The sequence below is a fragment of the Pseudomonas sp. ADAK18 genome (assembly GCF_012935695.1).
Taxonomy (GTDB): domain Bacteria; phylum Pseudomonadota; class Gammaproteobacteria; order Pseudomonadales; family Pseudomonadaceae; genus Aquipseudomonas.
In genome coordinates this window covers 2,822,456-2,849,439 of the sequence record NZ_CP052859.1, presented here as the reverse complement: position 1 = coordinate 2,849,439, position 26,984 = coordinate 2,822,456, and the positions used below count along the sequence as shown (strand labels likewise).

24 protein-coding genes are annotated in these 26,984 nt (G+C 60.7%); 12 read left to right on the top strand and 12 right to left on the bottom strand.

All coding sequences use genetic code 11. The features are described 5' to 3' along the window. Nucleotides 1-108 precede the first annotated feature (108 nt). The 3 genes from HKK55_RS12705 to HKK55_RS12695 all read left to right on the top strand — a co-directional run bounded on the left by HKK55_RS12705 (nucleotide 109) and on the right by HKK55_RS12695 (nucleotide 4,273). Complete coding sequence (locus tag HKK55_RS12705; protein WP_169355003.1) at nucleotides 109-1,023, top strand: LysR family transcriptional regulator; 915 nt, start codon at nucleotides 109-111, stop codon at nucleotides 1,021-1,023. Between the two features lie 119 nt (nucleotides 1,024-1,142). Next, nucleotides 1,143-2,783 (top strand): GMC family oxidoreductase, encoded by a 1,641-nt coding sequence (locus HKK55_RS12700; protein WP_169355002.1) that lies wholly within the window; start codon nucleotides 1,143-1,145, stop codon nucleotides 2,781-2,783. A gap of 17 nt (nucleotides 2,784-2,800) precedes the next feature. Beyond that, a complete protein-coding gene (locus tag HKK55_RS12695) occupies nucleotides 2,801-4,273 on the top strand; it encodes an aldehyde dehydrogenase family protein (protein WP_169355001.1) in 1,473 nt (490 codons plus the stop codon). 163 nt (nucleotides 4,274-4,436) lie between these two features. Here the strand turns inward: HKK55_RS12695 and HKK55_RS12690 are convergent, their stop codons facing one another. From HKK55_RS12690 to HKK55_RS12660, 7 genes are all read right to left on the bottom strand, one after another. Next, complete coding sequence (locus HKK55_RS12690) at nucleotides 4,437-5,807, bottom strand: ATP-binding protein (protein ID WP_169355000.1); 1,371 nt, start codon at nucleotides 5,805-5,807, stop codon at nucleotides 4,437-4,439. Beyond that, nucleotides 5,783-6,448 carry a response regulator gene (locus tag HKK55_RS12685; RefSeq protein WP_169354999.1) on the bottom strand — a complete coding sequence of 222 codons (666 nt, stop codon included), beginning with the start codon at nucleotides 6,446-6,448 and terminating at the stop codon, nucleotides 5,783-5,785. Before HKK55_RS12685 ends, HKK55_RS12690 begins: the two co-directional genes overlap by 25 nt. A gap of 79 nt (nucleotides 6,449-6,527) precedes the next feature. Continuing rightward, nucleotides 6,528-6,965: a hypothetical protein gene (locus HKK55_RS12680; protein WP_169354998.1), complete on the bottom strand. Its 438-nt coding sequence runs from the start codon at nucleotides 6,963-6,965 to the stop codon at nucleotides 6,528-6,530. Nucleotides 6,966-6,985: 20 nt separating this feature from the next. Next, entirely contained in the window at nucleotides 6,986-7,750 is a 765-nt protein-coding gene (locus tag HKK55_RS12675) for a hypothetical protein (protein WP_169354997.1), read from the bottom strand. Between the two features lie 94 nt (nucleotides 7,751-7,844). Beyond that, nucleotides 7,845-8,897, bottom strand: coding sequence for an ABC transporter ATP-binding protein (locus tag HKK55_RS12670; protein ID WP_169354996.1), 1,053 nt, complete (start codon nucleotides 8,895-8,897; stop codon nucleotides 7,845-7,847). Then, a complete protein-coding gene (locus HKK55_RS12665; protein WP_169357846.1) occupies nucleotides 8,894-10,492 on the bottom strand; it encodes an iron ABC transporter permease in 1,599 nt (532 codons plus the stop codon). Before HKK55_RS12665 ends, HKK55_RS12670 begins: the two co-directional genes overlap by 4 nt. A gap of 3 nt (nucleotides 10,493-10,495) precedes the next feature. Further along, entirely contained in the window at nucleotides 10,496-11,512 is a 1,017-nt protein-coding gene (locus HKK55_RS12660) for an iron ABC transporter substrate-binding protein (protein WP_169354995.1), read from the bottom strand. Nucleotides 11,513-11,831: 319 nt separating this feature from the next. On the opposite strand from HKK55_RS12660, the gene HKK55_RS12655 reads away from it, so the two are divergent. After that, on the top strand, nucleotides 11,832-12,929 hold the full coding sequence (locus tag HKK55_RS12655) for a P1 family peptidase (RefSeq protein ID WP_169354994.1): 1,098 nt from the start codon (nucleotides 11,832-11,834) through the stop codon (nucleotides 12,927-12,929). Nucleotides 12,930-13,129: 200 nt separating this feature from the next. On the opposite strand, the gene HKK55_RS12650 is transcribed toward HKK55_RS12655, so the two are convergent. After that, nucleotides 13,130-13,924 carry a helix-turn-helix transcriptional regulator gene (locus HKK55_RS12650; protein ID WP_169354993.1) on the bottom strand — a complete coding sequence of 265 codons (795 nt, stop codon included), beginning with the start codon at nucleotides 13,922-13,924 and terminating at the stop codon, nucleotides 13,130-13,132. A gap of 113 nt (nucleotides 13,925-14,037) precedes the next feature. Here HKK55_RS12650 and HKK55_RS12645 point away from each other — a divergent pair, with 113 nt between their 5' ends. From HKK55_RS12645 to HKK55_RS12635, 3 genes are all read left to right on the top strand, one after another. Beyond that, on the top strand, nucleotides 14,038-14,853 hold the full coding sequence (locus HKK55_RS12645) for a carbon-nitrogen hydrolase family protein (protein WP_169354992.1): 816 nt from the start codon (nucleotides 14,038-14,040) through the stop codon (nucleotides 14,851-14,853). 60 nt (nucleotides 14,854-14,913) lie between these two features. After that, nucleotides 14,914-16,014 carry a polyamine ABC transporter substrate-binding protein gene (locus HKK55_RS12640; protein ID WP_169354991.1) on the top strand — a complete coding sequence of 367 codons (1,101 nt, stop codon included), beginning with the start codon at nucleotides 14,914-14,916 and terminating at the stop codon, nucleotides 16,012-16,014. Nucleotides 16,015-16,115: 101 nt separating this feature from the next. Beyond that, a complete protein-coding gene (locus tag HKK55_RS12635) occupies nucleotides 16,116-17,069 on the top strand; it encodes a Dyp-type peroxidase (RefSeq protein WP_169354990.1) in 954 nt (317 codons plus the stop codon). Here HKK55_RS12635 and HKK55_RS12630 read toward each other — a convergent pair. Continuing rightward, nucleotides 17,066-17,965: a LysR family transcriptional regulator gene (locus HKK55_RS12630; protein WP_169354989.1), complete on the bottom strand. Its 900-nt coding sequence runs from the start codon at nucleotides 17,963-17,965 to the stop codon at nucleotides 17,066-17,068. The genes HKK55_RS12635 and HKK55_RS12630 overlap by 4 nt on opposite strands. A 239-nt stretch (nucleotides 17,966-18,204) precedes the next feature. On the opposite strand from HKK55_RS12630, the gene moaB reads away from it, so the two are divergent. Then, nucleotides 18,205-18,744, top strand: coding sequence for a molybdenum cofactor biosynthesis protein B (moaB, locus tag HKK55_RS12625; protein ID WP_169354988.1), 540 nt, complete (start codon nucleotides 18,205-18,207; stop codon nucleotides 18,742-18,744). After that, the gene (glp, locus tag HKK55_RS12620) at nucleotides 18,741-19,946 is read left to right on the top strand and encodes a gephyrin-like molybdotransferase Glp (RefSeq protein ID WP_169354987.1); all 1,206 of its coding nucleotides are present in this window, start codon (nucleotides 18,741-18,743) and stop codon (nucleotides 19,944-19,946) included. Before moaB ends, glp begins: the two co-directional genes overlap by 4 nt. A gap of 187 nt (nucleotides 19,947-20,133) precedes the next feature. On the opposite strand, the gene moaA is transcribed toward glp, so the two are convergent. Continuing rightward, nucleotides 20,134-21,132, bottom strand: a complete 999-nt coding sequence (gene moaA / locus HKK55_RS12615; protein WP_169354986.1) for a GTP 3',8-cyclase MoaA — start codon at nucleotides 21,130-21,132, stop codon at nucleotides 20,134-20,136. Between the two features lie 441 nt (nucleotides 21,133-21,573). Here moaA and HKK55_RS12610 point away from each other — a divergent pair, with 441 nt between their 5' ends. Both HKK55_RS12610 and HKK55_RS12605 read left to right on the top strand, forming a co-directional pair. After that, entirely contained in the window at nucleotides 21,574-23,898 is a 2,325-nt protein-coding gene (locus HKK55_RS12610; protein ID WP_169354985.1) for an FdhF/YdeP family oxidoreductase, read from the top strand. 116 nt (nucleotides 23,899-24,014) lie between these two features. Continuing rightward, nucleotides 24,015-24,251 carry a hypothetical protein gene (locus tag HKK55_RS12605; RefSeq protein WP_169354984.1) on the top strand — a complete coding sequence of 79 codons (237 nt, stop codon included), beginning with the start codon at nucleotides 24,015-24,017 and terminating at the stop codon, nucleotides 24,249-24,251. Nucleotides 24,252-24,318: 67 nt separating this feature from the next. On the opposite strand, the gene HKK55_RS12600 is transcribed toward HKK55_RS12605, so the two are convergent. Beyond that, a complete protein-coding gene (locus HKK55_RS12600) occupies nucleotides 24,319-25,191 on the bottom strand; it encodes an undecaprenyl-diphosphate phosphatase (protein WP_169354983.1) in 873 nt (290 codons plus the stop codon). Nucleotides 25,192-25,473: 282 nt separating this feature from the next. On the opposite strand from HKK55_RS12600, the gene HKK55_RS12595 reads away from it, so the two are divergent. Then, nucleotides 25,474-25,992: a GNAT family N-acetyltransferase gene (locus HKK55_RS12595; protein WP_336604612.1), complete on the top strand. Its 519-nt coding sequence runs from the start codon at nucleotides 25,474-25,476 to the stop codon at nucleotides 25,990-25,992. 48 nt (nucleotides 25,993-26,040) lie between these two features. On the opposite strand, the gene HKK55_RS12590 is transcribed toward HKK55_RS12595, so the two are convergent. Beyond that, on the bottom strand, nucleotides 26,041-26,967 hold the full coding sequence (locus tag HKK55_RS12590) for a sugar ABC transporter substrate-binding protein (protein ID WP_169354981.1): 927 nt from the start codon (nucleotides 26,965-26,967) through the stop codon (nucleotides 26,041-26,043). Between the last annotated feature and the right edge of the window lie 17 nt (nucleotides 26,968-26,984).

Here is a 26,984-nt window from a genome sequence, read left to right as displayed (position 1 = left end):
ATTCAGCTGCGCTGCGTCAATCGGATATTGGGTACATTTCTATAAGAAACAACTGACCGGCAGTCAGTTCTGCCAGTGTAAAAACCTTCGATACGAGCGACGCCTACCTTGAACAAACTGTCTGAAATGCACTGCTTCGTTGCGGTGGTCGACACCGGTAGTATTTCCGAAGCCGCCCGGCGCATGGGGACGGCCAAGTCGGTGGTCAGTCAACGGCTCCAGCAGTTGGAGAAGCGCCTGGGCAGCACCTTGCTCGAGCGTGGGCGCCAGGTGCGCCTGACCGAACCAGGGCAGGTGTTCTACAGCCATTGCGTGCGCATCCTGGCGGATGTCGAAGACGCTGAAGATGCGGTGCTCGCGTTCCAGTCGAGCCTGCGCGGTAACTTGCGGCTGTCGGCGCCGATGGCGTTCAGCATTCGTTACCTGACGCCGATCCTGGCGGCGTTCGCGGTGCGCTACCCGCAGTTGCGGCTGGACGTGGAGTTCGATGACCGTTACGTCAATCTGCACGAAGAAAACTTCGATGCGGCCATCCGGATCGGGCAATTGCCGGACTCCTCGCTGGTGGCCAAAACCATTGCCGCCAACCGCCATGTGATCTGTGCCAGTCCAGCCTATCTGGCGGCCCACGGCACGCCGCAAGCGCCGGCAGAACTGGCCAACCACTTTGGCTTGTTGTATGTACACCGCGAACCCCATGGCATGTGGACGCTACCGGTGAATGACGTTCTGGAGTCCTTTCGCGTACGTTGCCGGATGCGCACCAATAACGGCCATCAATTGATGGAGGCGGTCAGGGCCGGCATGGGGCTGGCGATTCTGCCGGCGTTCCTGGCCGCTGAAGCGTTAGCGGCTGGCGAGTTGAAGGAAGTGCTGCCCGAGTTTGCACCCCGCGGTGGCACTATTTCGATGGTGTACCGCCAGTCTCATCGCGGCTCACCCAAGCTGGAGGCCTTGGCCAACTTCTTGAGCGAGCAGATCGGCAGCCCGCCGGTGTGGGAGCAACTACTCGCACAGCGTTGAGGCGTTCGAAAAAAGCGAAACGTCGATTCGTTTTTTACCGGCTTATTCGAGTCATACCTCTGCTTTAGGCTCCTTCCCAACAGACGAATCCAACCTGGCGTCTGATCGGGAGAATGGGCATGAACAACAACACCCTCGAGAGTCCAGCACGGCGCGCGGTGATGGCGGGTACCGTGGTGGTGGCAGCGACGCTGGCGGCAGGCAGCGGCCTGGCACAGGCGCTGGAGCCTTCCGGCAAAACCGGCAAAAACCCAGGTGCAGGCGCGGCGGTGGATGTGCTCATCGTCGGCGGCGGTTCGGCCGGCGCGGTCCTGGCCCGGCGCTTGAGCGAAAACAGCAAGCGGCAGGTGCTGCTGCTGGAAGCCGGTCACAGCTACGGTCCGCATCAGTACCCCGAGATCCTCGCCAAGAGCGACATCGTCGGCGCCAATGGCAACCCTGAATTCGAATGGGGCTACAAGACCCAGCCCGGTTACATTGATCATCCTATTGGTGCGTTGCGCGGTAAGGTACTGGGGGGCAGTTCAGCCATCAACGGTGCAGTAGCGATTCGCGCACGCCCCGAAGACTTCAAGCGCTGGGACCTGCCGGGCTGGAGCTACGAGGACATGTTGCCCTCGTTCAAGCAGTTGGAAACCCACAGCGGCGGTGCCAGCGCCTTGCACGGCCATGACGGGCCGCTGCCGGTGCATCAGTTGGGTCGCGCCGACGTCACCCCAATGCAGGGGGCTTTTATCGACGCCAGCGTAAGCAATGGCTTCAAGGTGATCAGCGACTTTGACGGCGCGGATGCCAATGGAGTCGGCCCGTACCCGATGAACATCGTCAACGGCGTACGGGTCAACACCGGCATGGCGTACCTCACCGATGAGGTGCGTGCCCGCAACAACCTGCATATTCGTCCCGACAGCCTGGTGGACAAGGTGTTGTTCGACGGCAAGCGCGCCATCGGCGTGCAACTGGCCAATGGCGAAAAACTCCTCGCCGGTGAAGTCATCCTCTCGGCCGGCAGCTATGGCAGCGCCGCGATTCTCCTGCGTTCCGGCGTCGGCCCGGGCGATGACTTGCGGGCCCTGGAGATTCCCGTGGTGGCCGACCTTCCGGTGGGCAAGCATTTGGTGGACCACCCGTTCTACTACAACGCTTACGCCGCCAAACCTGAGTTGATTGGCGGCCAGTCCCCGGCCATTGGTGCCAAGGTCTGGACCCGCAGCAGTAACGCCAAACCCGGTGAACTGGATTTGCATATCACCGCCACCCATTTGTTCCCTCACGACCAGAGCCCAACCAAAGTCGGCTTTGTGCTCGCCGTAGCACTCACCCGGCCACTGTCCCGTGGCACAGTGTCGCTGGCCAGTCGTGACCCGTTCGTGGCCCCGAAGATCGACCTTAACTTCCTGGCCGAGGCCGGCGATCGCCAGCGTCTGTTGGAAGGCATTCGTATGGCCCGCAAAATTGGCGCGACGGCCCCTCTGAACAGACTGATCGCGTCCGAGCTCAACCCGGGCCAGGGCAATGATTCCGACGAAGCCCTGCTGGCCAGCGCCCGCGCGAGTCTTGATACCTATCACCACCCCACATCCACCGCGCCCATGGGTCGGGCCGGCGACCCGCATGCCGTTGTCGATCTGGAAGCCAAGGTTCTGGGCCTGCAAGGCCTGCGCGTAGTGGATGCGTCGATATTTCCTGATGTGCCGTCGGTGGCCACCAACCTGACCGTGATCGCCACCGCCGAAAAAATTGCCCGCCGCTACGCCTGACCCAAGGAATGTACCCAATGAACCCGACACCGGTATTGAACTGGATTGACGGCCTGTGGCTGGACTCCGGCGACTACAAGGATTCTATCGACCCGGCCACCGGCCAGCGTATTGGCCGCTACGCTGAAGGTGGGCTGAAGGAAGCGGAGCAGGGCATCATTGCCGCGCACCGGGCTTTTAGCGAGACATCGTGGAAGGACGATCGCAGTTTGCGGGCGCAGGTCCTGTTGGAGTGGGCAGACGCCTTTGAGCGTCACTCGGAGGAGCTGATCGACACCCTGGCCCTGGAGAACGGCAAGATCAAACCTGAAGCCGAGTTTGAGGTCAGCATGGTGCCCGGCAAGTTGCGTTATTACGCAGGCCTGACCCGTACCGAATATGGCCGTGCGGCTGAGCCTGCGATGGGCAAAATGTCCCTGGTGTTGCGTCAGGCCGTCGGTATCGCGGGGATTATCGTGCCGTGGAACTCGCCTGTGGTGTTGATGATCCGTTCCCTGGCCCCCGCGCTGGCGGCGGGTTGCACTGCCGTGATCAAAATGCCGGGGCAGACCGCCCAGACCAACAGTCTGGTGGCACGCATCCTGTCCGAATCGGTGTCGCTGCCCCGAGGCGTGGTCAACCTGTTCAGCGAACTGGGCGCCGCCGGTTCCAAACATTTGGTGGAGTCTCCCCGGGTGCCGGTGATCAGCTTCACCGGCAGCACCGCGACCGGTCGCGCCATCTCGGCGGTGGGTGCACAACACCTCAAGCGTTTTGGTCTGGAACTGGGGGGCAAAACTGCGATGGTGGTATTTGCCAACGCCGATATCGATGCTGTGGTACCGACGTTGGAGAAAGCGCTGACGGTGTTTGCCGGGCAGTTCTGCATGACCGGCTCGCGGTTGTTGGTGCAACGCGAGATTGCCGTGGAGTTGACGAAAAAGCTGGCGGTGAGACTGGCGGCAGTGCGAGTCGGTCCGGCAGCGGACCCGGCCAGTGAAATGGGGCCATTGATCGACAGGGCCAACGTTCAGCGGGTCAACCGGCTGGTAGAGGAGGCGATCAGCGCGGGGGCACAGGTCATCGTGCGAGGCGGCCCGGTGAACCATGGGCCGTTGACGGCGGGTGCCTTTTACCGCCCGACACTGCTGCAGGTCACTGACCCGAAAATGCCCATCGTCCAGCAGGAAACCTTCGGGCCGGTGCTGACCCTGCAAGTCTTCGACACCGAAGCCCAGGCCATCGAGTTGGCCAACGACAGTGAGTACGGCCTGGCGGCCAGCGTCTGGACCCGTGACCTCGACCGTGCCTTGCGCGTAGCCCGGGAGCTGGAAGCGGGCACCGTATGGGTCAACGACTGGGCGGTGGTCTACGACGAGTTCGAGGAGGGAGGGTTCAAACAGTCCGGCCAGGGGCGCCTCAATGGCGTCGCGGCCATGGATGATTTCGTCGAGTACAAACATATCGCCCTGAACCCGGGCCGGCGCTTAGCCTTAAGGCCAGTCAATTAAGCGAGCGCACTACTCAAGGCAGAGAAGAACAAATGTGGGAGCGGCGGTGCGACGATTCGGCTTGCTCGCGAAAGCGGTGGGTCAGGCAACATCAATGTTGACGGTGCCGACGCCATCGCAGCCTCGCTGGGGCTCGACAACTCCCACACTGGATCTCCATTCCTTAGCTGAGCGGCGTCAGGGCCTGGTCTGCTTTCAAACGCACGCTGACACACAACCCTTTTTTCTGGATGTCATCGGTAAACCCGAAGCGAACCTGCGCCCCGATGCGGTCCACGATCGCCTTGACGATCGACAGTCCCAGCCCCGAACCGGCCTCACCGGTCCCCAGGCTGCGGTAGAACGGATCGAATACCCGTGCCTGTTCATCAACGTTGATCCCCGGCCCCGAATCCTTGATTTGCAGCTGTACCGTGTGCTGGATCAATTCCACCGACAGGTCGATCTGCCCACCCTGCGGGGTGTAGCGAATGGCATTGTCCACCAGGTTCTTGACCAGGGTGAACAGGTCCAGCTCGTTGATCATGACCTGCACATCGTTGATGCTGGTCACACCAATATCGAGGTGCTTGTTCTCCGCCAGCGGCAGCAGATCTTCCACCACCCGTCGATAGATCTCATGCACTGAAACCTTTTCTGCGGGCCGTTCAGAGGCCGATTGCATGGCCGCCAGACTCAGCAGCTGATCAATCAGTTTTCGGCTGCGCTCAATACCCTGGGACAACGGCAATAGCCGCTCGCGGGCGGGTGCAGGCAGTTCGCTGGCCGCCAGTCGCTCGGCTTGCAGGGACAGGGCGGTCATGGGCGATCGAAGCTCGTGGGCCGCATCGGCCACAAAGCGCTGTTGGGTTTGCATGGATTGCGCGACGCGCCCCAGCAAACGATTGATGGCCACGACAAACGGCCGGACTTCGCTGGGCAGGTGCTGCTCATCAATCGGGTGCAGCGCTTGTTCGGCGCGCTGGTCGATTTCCGTGGCGAGGCTGGCGATGGGGCGGAACATTTTGCGCACCAGATCGCTGACCACCAACAGCAGGACCGGAAACAGAATCAGGAACGGCAACAGGCTGCGTAAGGCCGCTTCGCGGGCGTCTTTGTCGCGGGCGTCGACTTCTTGGGCGACGGCGATGCGTTGACCTGCGGCGAGGGTTCTGACCAGTACCCGAAACGCTTCGCCGCCGACGTCCACCGTGGACAAACCATCGGCCAGGCTCGTGGGGAATGGCAGGGGAATGCTCGTGTCATCGTTGCCCAGGGCTTTTGCGCCATCGGCCAGGTACTGCACGATGACGCGGGACTCCTCGTCATCGCCGTCGATGGCCTTGCCTTCGGGATATTTGAGGGTCATGTGCTGGCGGTCAAACAGCATCGCCACTTGGCGCAAGCTGTCGTCCTGCATCTCGTGGGTTTCTTCAAAGGCTGAGATGAACGAAAAAATGCCGGCTGCAATGGCAACGATCAGGATTGCCAGCGACAGGGATACGGACAGCCTGAGCTGGACCGACTCGCTCAAACGTTTTTTGAAACCATCCATCCCAGCCCCCTGACGTTCTTGATCACATGGCTGCCCAATTTGCGCCGCAACCCATGAATCAGGTACTCGACGGCGTTGCTTTCCACCTCGTTGCCCCAGCCATAAATCCGGTCTTCGAGATCGCTGCGTGAAAGGATCGCTCCGGGTCGGATCAGCAAGGCTTGCAGCAACGCAAACTCGCGGCTGGAGAGCGGGACGTTGCCCTGTTCTTCGGTGCTGGCCTCCTTGGACAGCAAGTCCAGTGACACCATGCCGTTACCCAGCAAGGGCAGGGCGCTGCCGCCTTTGCGTCGCAACACCGCGCGCATGCGGGCGAGCAGTTCGGCCATGGCGAAGGGTTTGAGCAGGTAGTCGTCGGCACCGCCATCGAGGCCGCGCAGCCGGTCGTCCAGGCTGTCGCGGGCGGTAATGATGAGCAATGGCACGGGGTTGTTGCGCGCGCGAATATTGTCCAGCACTTCCAGGCCGTCTTTGCCGGGCAGGCCGAGGTCCAGCAGCACCAGGTCATAGTGCTGGGTGTCGAGTGCCGCGAGGCCGCTCGGGCCGTTCTTCACCCAGTCGGCGGCATAGCTTGCATCCGTGAGGGCACCCTGGATGGCATCGCCAATCATCGGGTCATCTTCGACCAGCAGTATTCGCATGTCCCGCTCCGGCAAAAACAAGGCGCGAGGGTCGAGACCGTCGCGCCTGTATTGAAGCACCTGTAGTGGATTTTGTCCGTTATGGCTTGCCCTTCATCGCGTCGAAGGCCTTGAGCAAGTCGTCCATGGCCACCTTGCAGTCGGTCAGGTTTGGGCTGCCGGCGCGTAGGGCGTCAAGTGCGCGGTCAATGGCTTTGTCGACCACATGCCAGTCGCTGGCGGCGCGAGGTTTGATCCCGGCTTCGGCGGAGTCCCAGGAGGTTTCTAGGTCCTTGATCCGGGTCTTTGCGCCTGGCAGATCATTTTTGTCGACTAGGGCCGAGACTTCGGCAGCGATGGTGCGAAATCCTGACAGGTCTCCGAGTTTCGAGGCCGACGGGTTCTGGGCACTGATCACATTGGAAGTGGTACTGGCCGTGGGTTTGTCGGCAGGTTTCGAGCAGCCCGCGGCGATGCCCAGCAAAAGGATCGATGTGGCAATAGCAACGCGGCGAATAAGGGTTTGAACGTGGCGCATGAGGATGTCCTTGAATGGCTTTATTGAGTGAGGGCTTTGCGATTGCCGCCGTTGATTTGCGCGACAGCAACCAGCAAGACGATGACGCACAGGAAGATCGCGCTGGTCCAGGTGGCGCCCATGCCGAGGCCACCGTAGGTTTTGGCCTGGGTCAGCAAGTCGCCGAGGGAGGCGCCGAACGGGCGCGTCAGGATGTAGGCGATCCAGAACGTCAGCACCACATTGGCGCCCAGGCGCCAGGCGATCAGGGTGGCGGCGATCAGTGCGCCAAAGATCACTGCGCCGAGGGTAAAGCCCAGGCCGAGGGCTTCAGTGGCGAGGTCGCCGGCGGCGGTGCCGAGGGCAAAGGTACAGAGCACCGTCGTCCAATAGAACCACTCCCGGCGGGGCGTGACGATCTCACGGATCGACAGGTTGTGTTCCTTCCGGTACCAGACCAGGAAATTGACCGCCAGCAACACTGAAAATATCGCGGTGCTGGTGTAGAGGCTGACGTCCAGTTTATCGGTGAGAATATCGGTGATCTGCGTGCCGACGATGCTTACCAGCACCACCGTCAACCAGTAGATCCAGGGGGTGTAGGCCTTGGTGCGCAGTTGGTAATACAGCGCGATCCCCAGCAGAGCCGCCATGCCGATGCTGGTGCGGCCAGCACCGAAGCCGGCGTCGACGGCCAGGAAGTCCGCGCCGGTTTCGCCCACGGTGGTGGATAAAATCTTGATCACCCAGAAGGACAGCGTCACCTCGGGGACTTTGTTCAGCCAGCGGGCTGTCGTGGAATTCATCTGAGTGACCTCTGCCGTACCGCGCCGTCATTGGCGCAGGGCAGAAGGTACGCAGCGAAACTTAGCTGAGACTGAGGGGCCGCGCGCGCCGAGCTTAATCCGTCAAAACGTGAGCGTGGCCCAGGGTGGTGACGTGCACCGCACTGCCGGTGGCGGGCGCTTGCAGGCCGGTACTGCGTACCAGCAGTGAGCGGCCCGGCTCGAATTCGGCGGCTTGCAAGGCTACGGTCAGGGTGCAGGTGTTGCCGCCAAAGTCTCGCTCGGTGACCACACCCTGGCAGCCGGACGAATCCGTCGATGTACTGCTGATCTGCAATTGCTCGGGCCGTAGCATGATCTGCGCGGTGTGGTGGGTGCCCTGGCTGTTGACTGCAATACGGCCCAAATCGCAATGGGCCCAGCCGGCCTCGATCCGTGCGGGCATGACTACGGCCTCGCCGAGGAACAAGGCGGTTTGTGTGTCGTGGGGGTATTGGTACAGGTCCATGGGCGGGCCGGATTGCACCAGGCGCCCTTGACGCATGACGGCCAACTGATCGGCGAAGGACAACGCCTCGCTTTGGTCGTGGGTCACCAGAATCGTGGTGACTCCGGCATCGGCCAGCAGCCGCGCAACCATCTTGCGCATGGCGGCGCGCAAGCCGGTGTCCAGGGCCGAGAAGGGCTCGTCGAGCAGCATCAGCCGCGGTTGCTGGGCCAGCGCTCGGGCCAGTGCCACCCGTTGCTGTTGGCCGCCGGACAGCTCGTGAGGCCAACGCTGGGCCATGTTGGCGTCCAGCGCGACGCTGTCCATCAACTCGGCTATCCGTGTTTGCCGGGCTGGGCCTTTGTCCGTCAGGCCAAAGCCGATATTGGCCGCTACAGTCATGTGCGGGAACAGCGCGCCGTCCTGGGGCACATAACCGATCAGGCGTTGGTGGGCCGGCACGCAGTGGGTAGCGTCCACCAGCGTCTGGCCGTTGAGCGTGAGACTGCCCGCGTCGGGAAACTCGAAGCCGGCGATCATCCGCAGCAAAGTGGTCTTGCCTGAACCCGAAGGCCCGACGATCACCGTGCGGCTACCGGTGGGCACCGACAGGTTGATGTTTTCCAGGGCGCGCTGGGGGCCGAAGGATTTGTAGAGCGAATGCAGTTCGAGGGCGTTCATCGGCCAGCCGTACGTTTGGATTGGTGATAAAGAAGGCCGGTCAACGGCAGCGACAGCAGGATCATGATCAGCGCATAGGGCGCGGCGGCCGCGTAGTCGATTTCGCTGGTCATGGCCCAGAAACCGGTGGCCAGGGTTCGCGTGCCGTTGGGCGCCAGCAGCAGGGTGGCGGTCAGCTCATTGGTGATCGCCAGGAACACCAACGCGGCACCGGCGGCGGCACCCGGTGCGGCCAGGCGCATGGTAATCAGCCACAACGCCCGGCCGGGGGAACGACCCAGGCTGCGCGCCATGTTTTCCAGCTCCACGGGGGCTTGGGCGATGCCGGCGCGCAGGCTGACCAGGGCGCGGGGCAGGAACATCAGCAGGTAGGCAAGCAGTACCGTGATGGTGGTCTGGTAGATCGGCCGGGCGTAATGAATGGTCACCGTTACCAAGGCCAGTGCGACGACGATGCCGGGCAACGAGCTGGTGATGTAGTTGCAGCTTTCCAGGACGCGTTGCAACCGACCGGGCGCGCGAATCGACAGCCAGGCAATCGGTACCGCCGCGCAGGTGGTGAGGACGGCACCGGCGACGCCCAAGAGCAGGGTCTGCTCCAGGGCCGGCAGTAATTCACTCATTTGCCAGACCTCCACGCCACCGGCAATCAGCCACTTGCCCAGGGTGATCAACGGCACGCCCAAGGCCAGCAGGCAGGTCAGCCCCTGCAACAGCAGCGCGAGCGTGGTAGTGCGAGGGCTCAACTGCACAATCCGTTGATCCCGCGCGCTGCCTGAGCCGACCCGGGCATATCGGGCATGGCCGCGCGCCGCTGATTCGGCGGTGAGCATGGCCAGGCAGCACAACGCCAACACCGCTGCCAGCATGTTCGCGGCCGGGCCATTGAAGGTGGATTTGAACTGATCGAAGATCGCGGTGGTGAAGGTGTCAAAGCGAATCATCGCGTACAGGCCATATTCGGCCAGCAGATGCAGGCCCACCAGCAGCGCACCGCCGCAAATGGCCAGGCGCAGTTGCGGTAACACCACCCGAAAAAATACCGCCCAGGGTTTGAGCCCAAGGGATTCGGCGACATCTTCGATGGCCGGGTCCAGCCGGCGCAGCGTGGCGGCCACCGGCAGGTAGAGAAAAGGAAAGTAGGCGATCACCGACACCAGTACCCCGGCCGGCAAGCCATGGATTGAAGGCACCAGGCTGACCCACGCATAACTGTGGACGAAGGCAGGCACCGCCAGCGGTGCGACGGCCAACAACGACCACAGGCGTCGACCGGGCAGGTTGCTGCGCTCGGTCAGCCAGGCCAGGGCGATACCCAACACCACGCACAGCGGCAAGGTGATCACCACCAGCAGCACGGTATTGATCAGCAGTTCGGCCACCCGTGGCCGGAACACCAGTGCCTCCACCGTGGCCCAGCCGGTTTGCCACGAGACGCCAATCACAAAGGCAATCGGCAGCAGCGCCAACAGCGAGACCAGCACCGACAGACCGGTGACCCACGCGCCACCACGGCCCATGAACAGGCCGCGCGTACGTCGTAACGAAGGTGCGGGTGTCGCTTGAGCGACACCCGTCGGCAGGCTTTCAGGCAGCAATCAGAGCAGTCCGGCCTGGGTCATCAGTTGCACCGCTTTTTTGCTGTCGAGCTTGGAAGCATCGACCTTCGGTGCGTCGAGTTGTGGCAGCGGCACCAGTTTCGGGTTCGACGGGGCGTTCTGGCCCACGGCGTATTCGAACGAGTTGCCGTTTTTCAGAATCGCCTGGCCGTCCTTGCCGGTGACCCACTTCAGGAAGGCCTGGGCCTGTTCTTTATGTTTGCTGGACGCGAGTACGCCGCCACCGGAGATGCTGACAAAGGCGCCCGGGTCCTGATGTTTGAAGTAGTGCAGCGAGGTGTTTTTGCTGTTTTCACCGGTCTTGGACTGATCGACGAAGCTGTAGTAGTGGTAGATCACACCGCTGTCGACTTGGCCGGCGTTCACCGCTTTAAGCACCGCGCTGTTGCCACGGTAAATGGAGGCGTTGGCTTTCATCGCCTTGAGCCAGTCGAGGGTCGCGGCTTCGCCCTTGAGCGCCAGCACGGCGGCGACGATGGCTTGGAAGTCGGCGCCGGCCGGGGAGGCGGCCCAACGGCCTTTCCAGCTCGGCGAGGCCAGGTCCATCAGGGATTTTGGCAGGTCGGCAGCGGCCAGCTTGCTCGGGTTGTAGACGAATACGGTGGAGCGAGCAGCGATCCCCAGCCATTTGCCGTGGGCGGGACGGTAGGCCGAGTCGACTTGTTCCAGCGTGGTGGGTGCGACTGGGGCAAACAGCCCGGCGTTGTCCACCAGCACCATGGCCGGGGAGTTTTCGGTCAGGAACACGTCGGCCGGCGAGGCGGCACCTTCCTGGACGATCTGGTTGCCCATTTCAGTGTCGTCGCCATTGCGCACCGTCACCTTGATCCCGGTTTCCTTGGTAAAGCCTTCGACCCAGGACTTGGTCAGGCTTTCGTGTTGGGCGTTATAGACCACGATGCCGTCGGTCTCGTTTGCGGCATAGACGTGCCCGGCACTGACCAATGCGGTGGCCAGCACTGCTTTTTTGAGAAAAGAGGGGATGCGGGTAGTCATGCCGTGAGAGCTCCTGGTGTTTGATTTGTATAGGGCAAAGCAGCGACGAAGGTGAGCAATGACTCTGGTTCAATAGGAATCATTTGCATGTTTGTGGGCGGCGAATGTAGAGCCGTGAATGAGAAAAAAACGTTAAAAAAACCGTTAATAGATGTGATTTGGAGGGTAAGAATCGCGGCTCAAACCTTGTGATTGAGGAAGTACTGGCTCGGCACTTGGCCTTAACGCTGTTGGGGTAACAAATGAGGGTTATCGCCAGGTATCGGCTCGGTCCCTAGACTTCAAGCACCTTAATGAATTGGATATTGAGAACAAAACCATGCGCTTACGTGATCTGGGTATCGTGATCGTGACCGGCAAACCGGGTGTCAATAATGCGATTACCGACGTATCCGGCGTGCGAGTCGGCCACCACACCCTCAATACCCAATCGGGCGAAACCTCGATTCACACCGGCGTGACCGTGATTGAGCCGCGCGCCGTCGCAGCACACCTGGAACCCTGCTTTGCCGGGGTCCATGTGCTCAATGGCAACGGTGATGCCACCGGTCTGGAGTGGATTCGCGAGGCGGGTTTGCTGACAACGCCCATCGCTTACACCAACACCCACAGCGTCGGTGTGGTACGCGATGCGTTGGTCGCGGCCGAACGGGAGATGGCCCGGCAGCACACCTACTGGTGTATGCCGGTGGTGCTGGAAACCTACGACGGGATTTTGAGCGATATCTGGGACCAGCATGTCACCGCCGAGCATGTGCAACTGGCGCTGAAAGACGCACGTAGCGGGCCGGTGCAGGAAGGCTGTGTCGGCGGCGGTACCGGGATGATCTGCCATGAGTTCAAGGGCGGTATTGGTACTTCCTCGCGAGTATTGAGTGCAGAGCAGGGCGGTTGGACCGTGGGCGCGCTGGTACAGGCCAACTATGGCGCGCGTGAGTCACTGCGGGTCGCGGGTTATCCGGTGGGCACGGTGTTGAAAGAGGTGCCGTCGCCCTACGACGGCCCGGTGAACGTCGGCGTGCCGGGCATGGGCTCCATCGTGATCACCATCGCCACCGACGCGCCATTGTTACCCCATCAGTGCACGCGGCTGGCGCAGCGGGCCAGTGTTGGCTTGGCGCGGGTGGGCGGGGGCACGGAAGACGACAGTGGCGATATCTTCATCGCCTTTTCGGTGGGTAACACCGGGCTGCCGGTAGCTAATCTGGGTCATCCTGGAGCGCCGACGACGCCGTTGCAGATGGTCAACAATGACTATATTTCAGCGTTGTTCGTGGCGGCGGCGGATGCGGTGGAGGAGGCCATTGTTAACGCCATGCTGGCCGCCAGCGACGTTGAGGGACGTGGCCGTCGGGCCTTGGCACTCAAGCCTGCGCAGCTGTTGTCGGCGATGAAAAAAGTCGGCTGGCAGCCTTAAGACAGCGAGTGACCTGTGGCGAGGGGACTTGCCGGATCGCCGTATCGCCCCGTTGGGCTGCGAAGCGGCCCTAAAACCTGCACTCTTGGTCTATCTGAAAAAACTCAGGGGTCTTATTGGGGCTGCTGCGCAGCCCAACGGGGGCGAGCCCCCTCGCCACAGGGGTTCCGCGTTAGCTCTTGAGCAGGTTGGTAGCGGGTTCATTCCTGGGCCTGGAGAAACAGCAGGAACAGTTCCGACTGGGATTTGATCCCCAGCTTGCTGTACATGTGCTTGCGGTGGACTTTCACGGTCTCGGCGGAAATCTCCAGCTTGCGTGCGATCTCTTTATTGGAGCAGCCACTGAGCATCAGCCGGCCCACTTCCATCTCTCGGGCCGACAGCGATGAGCTGATCTGCCGGGCCGTGGATTCCAGGTGGTTCTCCCAGTTGGGTGGCAGCTCAGGGGCGTGTTTGAGTTCCTGTTCGAACACCGAGCGCTGGCGCATCAGCGCGGCTACCCAGGGGTGGATCAAACCCAGCAGAGCGACCTGTTCGGTGCTGAAGGGGGCCTGGCTGCCCAGGGACAGGCTCAGGGTGCGCTCGGCGTCCAGTTGGACGTTGATGTGTACTTCATCGGCGAGGACGTTCAGGCGAAAGTAACGCTGATAGTAATCGGTCTGCTCGAAGCACTCGGGGGCGACATCTTCCAGGCGGAACAGGCCGCTCTTGGGTGCCTCACGATTGGCCAGGTAAAAGGGATCGAGCAAATACAGGCCTTTGAGATACTCCTGGAACAGCAAGTCCAGGCCGTCATCGAGACCAGGTGATTCGGCCAATACCTGAGGTTTACCCGAGCTGAAAATCAGTACTACCCAGTTGTCCGCCGGTACATAACGGCGCAGCAGACGCACCAGCGCCGTCCAGAAATTGGGTTGGTCCAGGGTCTCGATCAGCCGGCCAACGGCGTCATGCCAGGCTAAGTCCTGCAACGTCAGAGTGGTCTCGCTACCCATTGAGGGGTACCCCATCGAAGTGATTTTTTGCCGCGACGCGGCGCTCCATACTCGGTTCGCCCTGCGGGTTTGATGTGCAACAAGGGCCTTCTAAATGGGCACAAGGATAAGCGATGAAGATTGAATTGATGCAACTCGCCGGTCGTGACGGTGACACTGCTTATAACCTGGCACGGACCCTGAAGGCCATTGCCAGCAGTGAGGCTGGCACTGATCTGCTGGTCTTCCCGGAAACCCACTTGATGGGCTTCGTGGGCGGTGAGCAACTGGCGCACGTGGCAGAGGCCCTGGACGGTCCGACCTTGCAAGCGGTCCAGCGGGCGGTTCGCGAGCGTAATGTCTCAGTGGTCGTCGGCCTTGTCGAAAATGATCGCGGGGCCTATTACAACACCTCGCTCCTGATGACCCCTGAAGGCATCGCACTGAGTTATCGCAAGACCCACTTGTGGCCCGACGAGCGCGGCGACATCACCCCAGGCGACCGTTTCGTCACCGCGCTGTGGAAGGGCGTGCGGGTTGGCATTCTGATTTGCTACGACATTGAGTTGCCGGAAACCGCCCGTGCCCTGGCCCAACTCGGCGCCGAATTGATCATCGTCACCAACGGCAATATGGACCCCTACGGCCCGGTGCACCGTACCGCGATCATGGCTCGCGCCCAGGAAAACCAGGCGTTTGCGGTGATGGTCAATCGTGTGGAAGACGGGCCCGGTGATCTGGTATTTGCTGGCTCCAGCGCAGTGGTAGACCCGTTTGGACGGATGCTGTTTGAAGCCAGGCGTGAGGAATGCCGGCAGGTTGTCACCCTGGACCTTGAGCAGCTCAAGGCCGCCCGCCGTGACTACCACTACCTCAGCGACCGCCGCCTGATGCTTGTCGGCGAGCAGATTGAGCACGCCGATGGCCGCCGTGAACTGCTGATCCCCTGATTTTTCTCCCTACAACAATAATCAGCAGGTGAGCGTGCACGCCTGCCCAGGAGTTTCTTGATGATCCATATCCGCTGCATGCAACTGGCCCTGGCCTCGCTGTTCAGTATCGGTCTGGCGGGTGCCGAGGCCGCCGAGCCCCAGGTGAATGTCTACAACTGGTATGACTTCATCGCCCCGGATGCGATGAAGAGCTTCCAGGCCCAGACCGGCATCGGCTCGACCTTTGATGTGTTCGACAACGCCGACGTCATGCAGGGCAAACTCATGGCCGGGCGCAGTAACTATGACGTGGTGGTGGCCAGCGGCGATGTCATGCCAAATCTGATCAAGGCCGGTGTGCTCAAGGAACTGGATCGCACGCAGCTACCCAACTGGTCCCACCTCGACCCCGAGATTCTCGCCAAGGTGCAACGCAACGACCCGGGCAATCGTTATGCCGTGCCGTACCTGTGGGGCACCACCGGGCTGGGTTATGACGTGGACAAGGTCAAGGCACTCCTCGGTGAGCATGCACCGGTCGACTCCTGGGACCTGATCTTCAAGGAAGAAAACATCGCCAAGCTGAGCCAGTGCGGTGTGGCCACACTGGATGCGCCCGGCGATATCATTCCCATCGCCTTGCATTACTTGGGGTTGCCCTATAACAGCCAGAACCCCGAGGACTACCGCAAGGCCGAAGCGTTATTGCTGAAGGTGCGCCCCTACATTCGATACTTTGATTCCTCACGCTTTATCAGCGACCTGGCCAACGGCAACGTCTGTGTGGTGTTGGGTTGGGCGGGCGGGGTAATGGATGCCCGCAAAGCCTCGGAAGCGGCCGGTAATGGCCGTCAGATCGAGTACAGCATTCCCCGGGAGGGCGCGCCACTCTGGGTCGAAAGCCTGGTGCTGCTCAACGATGCGCCTCACCCTGAGCAAGGGTTGGCGTTCATCAATTACATGCTCGATCCGCAGGTGATCGCCCGCTCGTCCAACTACCTGAGCTATGCCAACGCCAACAAGGACGCGACCAGCCTGGTGGAGGAGAAGATTCGCCGCAATCCAGGGGTTTATCCTTCGAAAGCGGTGCTGGATACCTTGTTCACCCTGGAGACCATGCCGCTGAAGGTGGAACGTATTCGCACGCGGATGTGGAGCAAGATCAAGAGCGGTAGTTGAGCATGAAACCCGGATCGGAAATTGCTCCGGGTAGCTACTGCAAGCGCACCATCTGCTACTCTGCGACCGTTCATTATCGCCTGTCGCTTGTGGAACTCATCATGACAACGCTCAATCCGAATGCCGATCCCCAGTCTGTCTGCAGCCCTATCACCAGCAGCGCGATTTTCATGGTTGCCACATTGGCCCCCGGCAGCGATGCGGCCAAGACCGTGCGTGAATGGTGCGGTGACGTTGCAGCTCTCACGCGCTCCGTTGGTAAGCGGGTGCCGACGGGCAACCTGACATGCGTCTGTGGCTTTGGCTCCACCGCCTGGGACGCCCTGTTCGGCAGCCCACGCCCTGCATCGCTGCACCCGTTTCATGAAGTCGGTGTAGCGGGGCGCATGGCGGTTTCCACGCCGGGTGATGTCTTGCTGCACATTCGTGCCGATCAGATGGACCTGTGCTTTGAACTGGCGACGCAAATCATGTCGGCCCTCGGCGATGCCGTGACCGTCGTCGATGAGGTGCAGGGTTTCCGTAACTTCGATATGCGCAGCATCATTGGTTTTGTCGATGGCACGGAGAACCCGACCGGTCGCAAGGCCGTCGGCTTCACCATCGTCGGTGATGAAGACCCAACCTTCAGTGGCGCCAGCTATGTGCTGGTGCAGAAGTACCTGCACAACATGAAGGCCTGGAACGAATTGTCCACCGAGGCCCAGGAACGAGTGATCGGGCGTACCAAACTGTCCGATATCGAACTCGGCGATGAGGTTAAACCGGCCAACTCCCACAGTGCCTTGACCACCATCACCAAGGACGGCGAGGAAGTGAAAATCCTGCGGGACAACATGCCGTTTGGCCGGCCAGGCGCCGGGGAATTCGGGACGTACTTCATCGGCTACGCGCGCTCGCCGGAGCCGCTGGAATTGATGCTTGAGAACATGTTTGTCGGCCGGCCCGCCGGTAACTATGACCGGCTGCTGGACTTCAGTACGGCGGTGACCGGCGGCTTGTTCTTCGTGCCGTCCGCCGATCTGCTGGAAGAGTTGGCTGACCGCAAGCCTTAGGAGGTCTTTGGCGGTGCGCCGAACAGTCTTTTCGCCTCGGCAAAACACTTCTCGGCGATGGCCGAGCGCGGTTCGGTCTTGCGCATTACCAGCCCCAGGGGCGCCAGCACGCTGGCGTCCGGGAGGTTGATGAAGGCCAGGGTCTCAATCGGTTTTTCCCAGCCACTGTCCAGGGGCATGATGGAGCAGCAAAAGCCTTCATGAATCGCCTGGAACAGCTGGTGCGTGGAGTCGGTCTCCAGGATGGGCTGCGGGTCGAGCCCACGGCTGCGAAAGCTCAGGTCAATGGATTTACGATAGTGCATGCCATTGCTGATCATCCCCAATGGCAGTTGGGCGGCGTCCTCCCAGCTCATCTCGGTGCCTTCGAACTGGAAATGGCGCGTGTCGTACAGCAAACCGACACGGGTCTCCCCCAATTCGAAAAAATCCAGCAGATGGGAGCTGACATGATCGAGGTAGCAAATACCCAGATCCAGTTGATTGTTGCCCAGGCCCTCGATGATCCGGTCCGAACTCATGGACGACAGGCTGAACTTGAGTTCCGGGAACGTCTGGGAAAGCCCCTGCACATAGTTGATCGGGTTAAAGCCGCTCAACGGCACCAGGCCCAGGCGCAAGTTACCCACCAGTTGTCCACGGCAGGCGGCGGCTTCGGCGAACAGCCCGTCATGGGCCGCCAGTAGGGTCCGTGCCCATGCCAGGACCCGTTCGCCGGCCTGGGTGAAACCTTCGAAACGCTGGCCACGGGTCACCAGTTCTAGGCCCAGCTCATCCTCCAGGTTACGCAAACGCATGGACAGGGTCGGCTGGGTGATATGGCAGCGCGCAGCGGCCTGTCCGAAGTGACGGGTCTGTTCCAGGGCGATCAGGAATTTGAGTTGCTTGATGTCCACAAAGGCACCTGCTGACAAAACACGGGTAGTAGGGTGAGCAGACGATCTCATTGTTCCTCTCACCCGTCCAATCACAAGGACTTAACGATTGATCGACCGACTCTATCATGACCGCAGACAGCACGAAAACGCACCGATAGACGCGCTCGATAACCCGGTTGGCCAGAACGATTAGACAGCCACTTTTCAGCGCCTTAGCCTCTGGCCATTGCTTTTATTATTGCCTGCCGGAGAGTGTCATGAGCGTGAAGTCGGATACGCCGTTTGTCCCGTTGAATATTGCCGTGCTGACCGTCAGTGATACCCGCGCCTATGCCGATGACACCTCCGGACAGTTGCTGGTCAGTCGCTTGCTGGAGGCCGGGCACACACTGGGTGCGCGCAACCTGCTCAAGGATGACCTGTATAAAATCCGCGCCCAGGTAGCCCACTGGATTGCCGAGGATGAGATCCAGGTGGTGCTGATTACTGGCGGCACCGGGTTTACCGGGCGTGACAGCACGCCGGAGGCCGTGAGCTGTTTGCTGGACAAGCAGATTGACGGTTTTGGCGAATTGTTCCGGGCCATCTCCATCCTCGATATCGGCACCTCCACCGTACAGAGTCGGGCACTGGCCGGGTTGGCCAACGGCACACTGGTGTGCTGCTTGCCGGGCTCGACGGGCGCCTGTCGTACTGCGTGGGAAGGGATCCTGGCCGAGCAATTGGACGCGCGCCACCGGCCCTGCAATTTCGTCCCGCATCTCAAGTCCGTAAAAGCCTGCGAGTCACGGGGATGAATGTGTCACCGCTGATGCCGGTGGAAGAGGCTATCGCCAGTTTGCTGGAAATGGCCGCGGTCCAACGTCTTGATGACAGCGAGCCTGTGCTGTTGGCGGACGCTCGGCAGCGGGTGTTGGCCAGTGACCTGGTCGCCACCCTGGACCTGCCGCCGTGGCCCAACAGCGCCATGGACGGTTACGCCTTGAACGTGGAGGGCTGGGACGGGCAGCCACTGGCCGTGTCGCAACGGATTTACGCCGGTGTTGCCCCGCAAGCGCTGCTGCCGGGGACCTGTGCCCGGATCTTTACCGGTGCGCCGGTCCCTGAAGGCGCCAACAGTGTCGAGATGCAGGAGAACGTCGAGGTGCTGGACGACGGCCGCATTGCGTTCAAAAAGCCGCTGGTGGCAGGTCATAATATCCGGCCCCAGGGCCAGGAAAACCGTGTCGGGCAGGTTTTGCTTCAGGCTGGCAAGCGCTTGGGCCCATTCGAACTGGCCATCGCCGCCGGGCAGGGCTGCACCCATGTGCATGTGGTACGCCGGCCACGGGTTGCGTTGCTTTCCACTGGTGATGAATTGGCTGAGCCGGGCACGCCGTTGAAGCCCGGCTGTATCTACAACAGCAATCGGACGTTGCTCAGCCATTGGTTGAGCGCATTGGGCTGCGACGTCATTGACGGCGGGGTGCTCCCTGATCAGCCACAGCAGACACGCCTCAAACTTGAGCAGTTGCAGTACTCGACGGACTTGATCCTTACCACGGGCGGCGTGTCGGCAGGTGATGCCGATTGCCTCGGGCAGGTGCTGCGTGAGTGTGGCAAGCCGTTGTTCTGGAAACTTGCGATAAAGCCCGGCAAACCGCTGACCGTGGGCTACTTTGGCAGCGTGCCGGTGATCGGTCTGCCGGGTAATCCGATGTCGGCGCTGGTGACCTTCGGGCTGTTGGCCCGGGCTTATTTGTTGCGTATCCAGGGGGTCGAAGACGTCACGCCCTTGAGCTTCCCGGTCAGTGTCGGTTTTGACTGGCACAAGGCCGGAGGCCGTCGGGAATACCTCAGGGCCAAGCTGGAGGACCGCCGTGCCGTGCCCTATAGCAACCAGAGTTCGGGGATTTTGTTGAGCGCATCCTGGGCGGATGGGTTGGTGGAGATTCCGGAGGGTGGCACGTTGAAGGCCGGAGACATGGCGCGATTTATTCCGTTCTGCGGTTTGTTTTAAAGGGCATCTCGCTGAAGATACCCAACGCGATAGAACGGGCAATAAATAACCTGTGGCGAGCGGGCTTGCCGCGTTGGGTCGCGAGGCGGCGCTGAAAAAGGGACTGCTACGCAGTCCAACGTGGGCAAGCCCGCTCGCCACAAGTACAGTGTTTGCCCTTAGCTGATTGGCGTTATCCCAAGCCCCGCTAGCCGCCGGTCATGTTCATGAAACGGACAATTTGCACATCGTCATTGAGTTCAAAATTGTGCCGGTACGGCTTGATCTTCATGGCCTCGACGATCGCCTGTTCCAGGCGTTGGGGCTCGCCCGGATAGCGACGCAGCACTTCCTTGAGGTCCACGCCGTGTTCATTGCCCAGGCACAGCAGGAGCCGGCCTTCGACGGTCAGGCGCACCCGGTTGCAGGTCGCACAGAAGTTGTGGCTATGGGGTGAGATGAACCCCAGGCGAATATGCGGCGCCTCCACCAGGCGCCAATAGCGCGATGGGCCTTGGGTGGACTCTGCGGAGTCGATGAGGGTGTAGCGTTCGGCAATCCGCTCGCGCACCTGGGCGCTGGAGAAAAAGGCGTCGGCGCGGCTGTGTTCGCTGATCACGCCCAAGGGCATTTCTTCGATGAACGAGATGTCCAGCCCACGATCAATCGCAAACTCGACCAGGTCGTTGATTTCGTGATCGTTGCGGCCTTTCATGACCACGCAGTTGAGCTTGGTGTGTTCAAAGCCGGCCGCGTTCGCGGCATCGATACCCTTGATGACCTGCGCCAGGTCCCCGGTACGGGTCAGTTGGCGAAACCGCTCGGGGTCCAGGCTGTCCAGGCTGATGTTCAGACGCTTGAGGCCTGCGTCGAACAGCGGCGACGCCAACTTGCCCAATTGCGAGCCGTTGGTGGTCATGCACAGTTCCCGCAGCCCCGGCAGCGCCGCGATGCGCTGGCACAGTTCAACCACGCCCGGGCGAATCAACGGCTCACCCCCGGTCAGGCGGATTTTTCGGGTACCCAGGGCCACAAAACGTTCCGCCACCAGATAGAGTTCTTCCAGGGACAGGATCTGTTGGCGCGGCAAGAACTGCATGTCCTCGGCCATGCAATAGACACAGCGGAAATCACAGCGGTCGGTCACCGACATTCTGAGATAGTCGACCCGTCGAGAAAAACTATCCATCAAGATTCGATCTGACATCACCACCTCCGCCAGCGGTCCAGGTGCATCAATCCTGGCGCCAGTTTTTGTAAGGCCGCCAGTCTATAAAGGGCCTTGTTAAATCGAGGTTAAAGTCATTTGAAGTTGTCGTCTAATCGCTATTAACAACCGGTTGATCAATGCGCTCTATCACGCCTTAAAGTTGTTGTTTTAGATATTTAAAGTATTGATTTATAAGAAAATAAATCTTGATAGATGAGATCGATGATTTGGTCGTTATTTGTGATTAGACACTCAGGGCGAACACACAATAGGCTTGATTCGTGGTTCTGGTTTTGGCCGGCTGAACGGTGCTTTGACACTGTGTAAATAATCTAAGCTGGATGGACCCAAGTCACATTTTGTACGTAGCTAAGAATAGCTACCAACAAGGCTTTCAAATGAGGCAGCCGCCTACGTGTGACGTCCTGGAGAATTATCATGAGTGAAGTTGAGCGTTATAAACCGTATAAAGGGGCCGCCGCCGGTTGGGGTGCGCTGATGGCCGTGACCAAGTACTGGTTGGGCAGCGAAAACGCGTTCAAGAACATTCGGGCGATGCTCAAGACCAACCAGAACGGCGGCTTCGACTGCCCGGGCTGCGCGTGGGGAGAGTCGCCGGAAGACGGCTTGGTCAAGTTCTGCGAGAACGGCGCCAAGGCGGTCAACTGGGAGGCCACCGGCCGCCTGGTCAACCCTGCATTTTTCAGTAAGTACACCGTCTCGTCGTTGGCCGCACAAAGTGACTATTGGCTCGAATACCAAGGCCGGCTGACGCACCCCATGCGTTATGACGTGCTGGTTGATCGTTACGTTGAAACCAGCTGGGACGAAGCGTTTGCCTTGATCGCCCAGCACCTCAAGGACCTGGAATCGCCTGACCAGGCGGAGTTCTACACCTCCGGCCGGGCCAGCAACGAGGCGGCTTACCTCTATCAGCTGTTCGTTCGCGCCTACGGCACCAATAATTTCCCCGACTGCTCGAACATGTGCCACGAAGCCAGCGGCCTGGGCATGGGTGACAGCGTTGGTGTGGGCAAGGGCACGGTAACCTTTGATGACCTGGAACACGCCGACGCCATTTTCGTGATTGGCCAGAACCCTGGCACCAACCACCCGCGCATGCTTGAACCCTTGCGTGAAGCGGTGAAACGCGGCGCTCAGGTGGTGTGTTTCAACCCCCTCAAGGAGCGTGGCCTGGAACGCTTCCAGCACCCGCAGCATCCGTTGGAAATGCTCACTAACGGCTCCGAGCCGACTTCGTCAGCGTACTTCTGCCCGGCCCTTGGCGGCGACATGGCGGCGATGCGCGGTATCGCCAAATTCCTCCTGCAGTGGGAGCGCGAAGCCCTGGCCACTGGCGGCGAGGCGGTCTTCGACCGCGAGTTCATCGCCGAACATACCTCGGGCCTGGATACCTACCTGGCCGAACTCGACGCCACGTCGTGGGAGCACATCGTTGAGCAGTCCGGCCTGAGCCTGGAAGACATCGAGTTGGCCGCGCGCATGTACCGCAAGGCCAAGCGCGTGATCATGTGCTGGGCCATGGGCGTGACCCAGCACACACACTCGGTGCTGACCGTGCAGGAAATCATCAACGTGCAGCTGTTGCGCGGCAATATCGGCCGCCCGGGCGCCGGCCTGTCGCCGGTACGTGGCCACAGCAACGTGCAGGGCGACCGCACCATGGGCATCAACGAACTGGCGCCGCCCGAGTTCATTGACGCACTGGAAGCGCGCTTTGACTTCAAGGTGCCACGCAAGCACGGGCACAACACCATTCTGGCGATCGAGGCGATGGAAGAAGGGCGCTCGAAGGTCTTTATCGGCCTGGGGGGCAACTTCGCCCAAGCCACACCCGACAGCCCGCGTACCCATGAGGCACTGCGCAAGTGCGAGCTGACCGTGCACATTGCCACCAAGCTCAATCGTAGCCATCTGGTCACCGGTCGGGACGCGCTGATCCTGCCGTGTCTGGGCCGCACCGATATCGACATGCAGCAGGAAGGCCCACAAGGCGTGACGGTGGAAGACACCTTCAGCATGGTGCATATCTCCCACGGCCAACTGAAACCCAAATCCGCGCTGATGCGTTCGGAGCCCGCGATCATTGCCGGGATTGCCAACGCCACCCTGGGCAAGCACCCCATCGACTGGCTCTGGACCGTCGCCGACTATGGCCGCATCCGTGACCTGATCGCCGACACCATTCCCGGGTTCGAAGATTTCAACACCAAGCTGTTGCACCCTGGCGGCTTTCACCTGGGCAACGCGGCGGCCGAGCGCATTTGGCACACCGCCACCGGCAAGGCGATGTTTGTGCCCAGCGAGCTGCCGGAGCATCTGATTCCTGAAGGCGTACGCAACCTGGATGTGAAGCCGGACCTGATCTTGCAAACCCTGCGTTCCCACGATCAGTACAACACCACCCTGTATGGCCTGGATGACCGCTATCGCGGGGTGTACGGCATGCGCGAAGTACTGTTCGTCAACGAACAGGACATCCGTCGGTTGGGCTACGAGCCTGGGCAAAAGGTCGACATGGTCTCGTTGTGGGGGGACGGTCGTGAACGTCGCGTGACGGGTTTTACCCTGATTGCCTATGACATCCCCACCGGGCAGGCCGCCGCCTATTACCCGGAAACCAACCCGCTGGTACCGCTGGGCAGCTACGGCGACCGTACCTTTACGCCCACCTCGAAGTTCATCTCGATTCGGCTTGAGCCGGCGCAGGTGAGCAACCTGATTCAAGCCATCGGCGCTTGAGCCTGGCCGGGGTGGCGGTAGCGCCACCCCGGCTGCCATTTGGTTCGCCAGCGTGATCACTCTCGGCATTGTGGTCGTTTGATTTCGCTGGATAGCGCCGGATCGAGGAGAGACAAATGTCGGTACGCATTGATAAATCACATCCCGTTGAGTACAGGACGAAAAAAGGCGTGGTCGTGCAGATTGGTTTCAGTTGGAGCCCGCCGCTCGACGTGCCCGTTGGCGCGACGCTGACCATGGCTGGGTCACCACCGCTGATGGCCTATGTCGAGGGCGACCAATGGGACAGTTACGAACAGGCGTTTCAAGAAGCACAAGAGGCGGCGGAGCGGTGGGTAGGCTCGAGGCGATAAATAAGCGCTGGCCCTTACCACCTGTGGCGAGGGGCAAGCCCCTCGCCACAGGTGGTGTCTGTAGGTCTCAGCTCAACAACCCGGTGCTGACCGCCACAATCAGGAAAACCCCCAGCACCGCGCGATAGATCACGAAAGGCCAGGTGGAGAACCGTTCCAGGAACTTCATCAGGCCCCAGATTGCGAAAAACGCCGAGACGCTGGCGACCACCAGGCCAAAGATCAGATGGCTCCACGCTTGCGCCGGCAGTTGCGCATGGAACAGCACCCACAGCTCTTTCAGGCCGGCCAAGGCGATGGCGGGCAGTCCCAGCAGGAAGGAAAAACGCGCCGCTTCTTCGCGTTTGAAGTTCAGGAACAGCGCGGCAGTGAGGGTTGAGCCGGAACGGGACACGCCGGGGATCAGCGCGCCGATCTGTGCAATACCGACAATCAGCGCATCCCGCAGGCGCATCTCACCCACGGTCCGTTGATGGCGCGCGCTGAGTTCGGCCGCAGCCAGCAACACCGCCATCACCACGCAGGAAATCCCGATCACCATCAGGCCGCGCAACGGCGAGTTGCAGGCGTTGAGGGTCGAGGATAACGCCAGGCCGACGATACCGATGGGGATGGTGGCCAGCACGATGGCCACTGCGAGCTTGAACCACTGGTTATTGAAGTCCCGCTGACGCACAGCGTCCATGCTGCCGGTCACCACTTGCCGCACATCCCGCCAGAAGTAGCTGACCACGGCCGCCAGTGCCGCCAGTTGCATGGCCGCAGAGAACGCGGAACCTGGGTCGGGCCAGCCGAGTAGGGCGGGAACGATGCGCATATGGGCGGTGGAAGAAACCGGCAGCAGTTCGGTAATGCCTTGGATAATGCCCAGGATACCGATCTGTAGGTAATCCAGAGAAGCAAAGCCAACGTCAAGGCCGCTGGAACAGATATTTGTCAAAATACTTATCCTTGGGAGTAAGAGGGAGGAGGGCGTTCCATTCAAGGAAAACAGGGCTGGAACCTTGAGCCAGCGCGGTCGAGGGCTTTATCCAGCAGGCCGAGTTTAATCGAAGCCTTCTGAAAATTTTGTAACAAGATAAGAAAAATGCGAGTGGTTCAGGAAACAGAAAGGTTCAGCACAAGGTTTATGAGTGATGGCATTGGCCGCAGGTTTTGTGAACAATAGCCGCCCCCAAAAAGACGCCCCAGCACGTGGCGACTTCGCGATTTGTTGACCGAGATGCCAATGCCTTCAATCCCTGATACCACCGTCGAGATGATCCAGACTGGCCCGGAACACGCCGAGTTGATCCGCAACCTCTACCAGTTCTATGCCTATGAGTCCTCGGACTGGGAGCAGGAAGACGTGGAAGTGGACGGCCGCTTCTACATTCACGAGGAACACCTGGCCCGCTACTGGCAAGAGCCGCAGTGGAGCGCCAACCTGCTGTTGGTCGACGGTTACATCGCCGGCTTCCTGTTGATCGAATCCAGCGAACTGGCGGATCTTAATGCGTTGGAACTGGCCGACCTGTTTATTCTGAAACGCTATCGCCGCAAGGGCATTGGCCGTGCCATTGCCACCCAGGTATTGACCAGCGGGGACGCCAATTGGCTGGTGCGTTTCTATGATCAGGACGAAGCGTCCCAGGCGTTCTGGCGTTCGGTGCTGGATGGCTTGCCACGACCGGTTCAGGCGATTGAACTGGACGATGATCCGCAGTTGGTGAGTTTTCTGGTGACGCGGGCGGTGCATTGACGGGGGGGAGAGCTGCCTCCTGCTGTTGAGGCAGCCCGAGGTTTGGACTTATTTGTAGCGCTGCTCAAACACCGCCACCTGATCCGGCTTGATCAACTGGAAAGGCACCCAGACCTCCGAGTCCACCGGTTCGCCCTTGATCATCTTGATCGCCGCTTGCAACGCGCTGCTGGCTTGCGCCCTGGGATCCTGGAATACCGACGCCGCGAGCATCCCGCGTTTGATGGCTGCCAGACCGTCAGGCAGGCCGTCGATGCCGACAATTGCAATCTCGCCCTTGGCTTTTCCGGCCTGCTGCAAGGCCATGGCGGCGCCGATGGCCATTTCGTCGTTGTTGGCGACGATGGCGTCGAAGTGGGTGCCGGCCAGCAGCCAGTTGCTGGTCAGGTCCATGCCTTTGTTGCGCTGCCACTCGGCACTTTGCTGCTCAACGACCTTAATCCCGGGATAGTCCTTGAGCACCTGTTTGACGCCTTCGGTGCGGTCATGCGTAGCGTTCTGCGCGAGGTCGCCCATGATGATCGCGAGGGTGCCTTTGCCACCCAGTTTTTCCGCCAGGAAGCGCATCTGCAACTGTCCGGCTTCGATGTCATTGGACGCCACCGTGACCACGCCTTTGGGCAAGTTGCGCTCGTCCGGATGGCGGTTGACATAGACCAGAGGCTTGTTCGCGGCGACAGCGGCACGGGTCATGTTGGCCGTGGCAGCGGTGTCCACGGGCAAGACAATGACGGCATCGACCTTCTGGTTGAGAAACCCTTCGACCTGATTGAGTTGGCGCACTACATCGCCCTGGGCGTCTTCGAACTGGATCTGGACGTCTTCCTGTTTCGCAGCCTCTTGAAGACCGTTGCGCACGTAGGTCATGAAATTGTCGTCGACCCTGGCGATGCTGACGCCAATACGGTAACTGGCAAACGTCCATTGGCTGAAGAGCAATAGCAGCGTGGCGAAAAACAAGGTGCAGCGGCTCATGATGGTTTTCCTTTTGT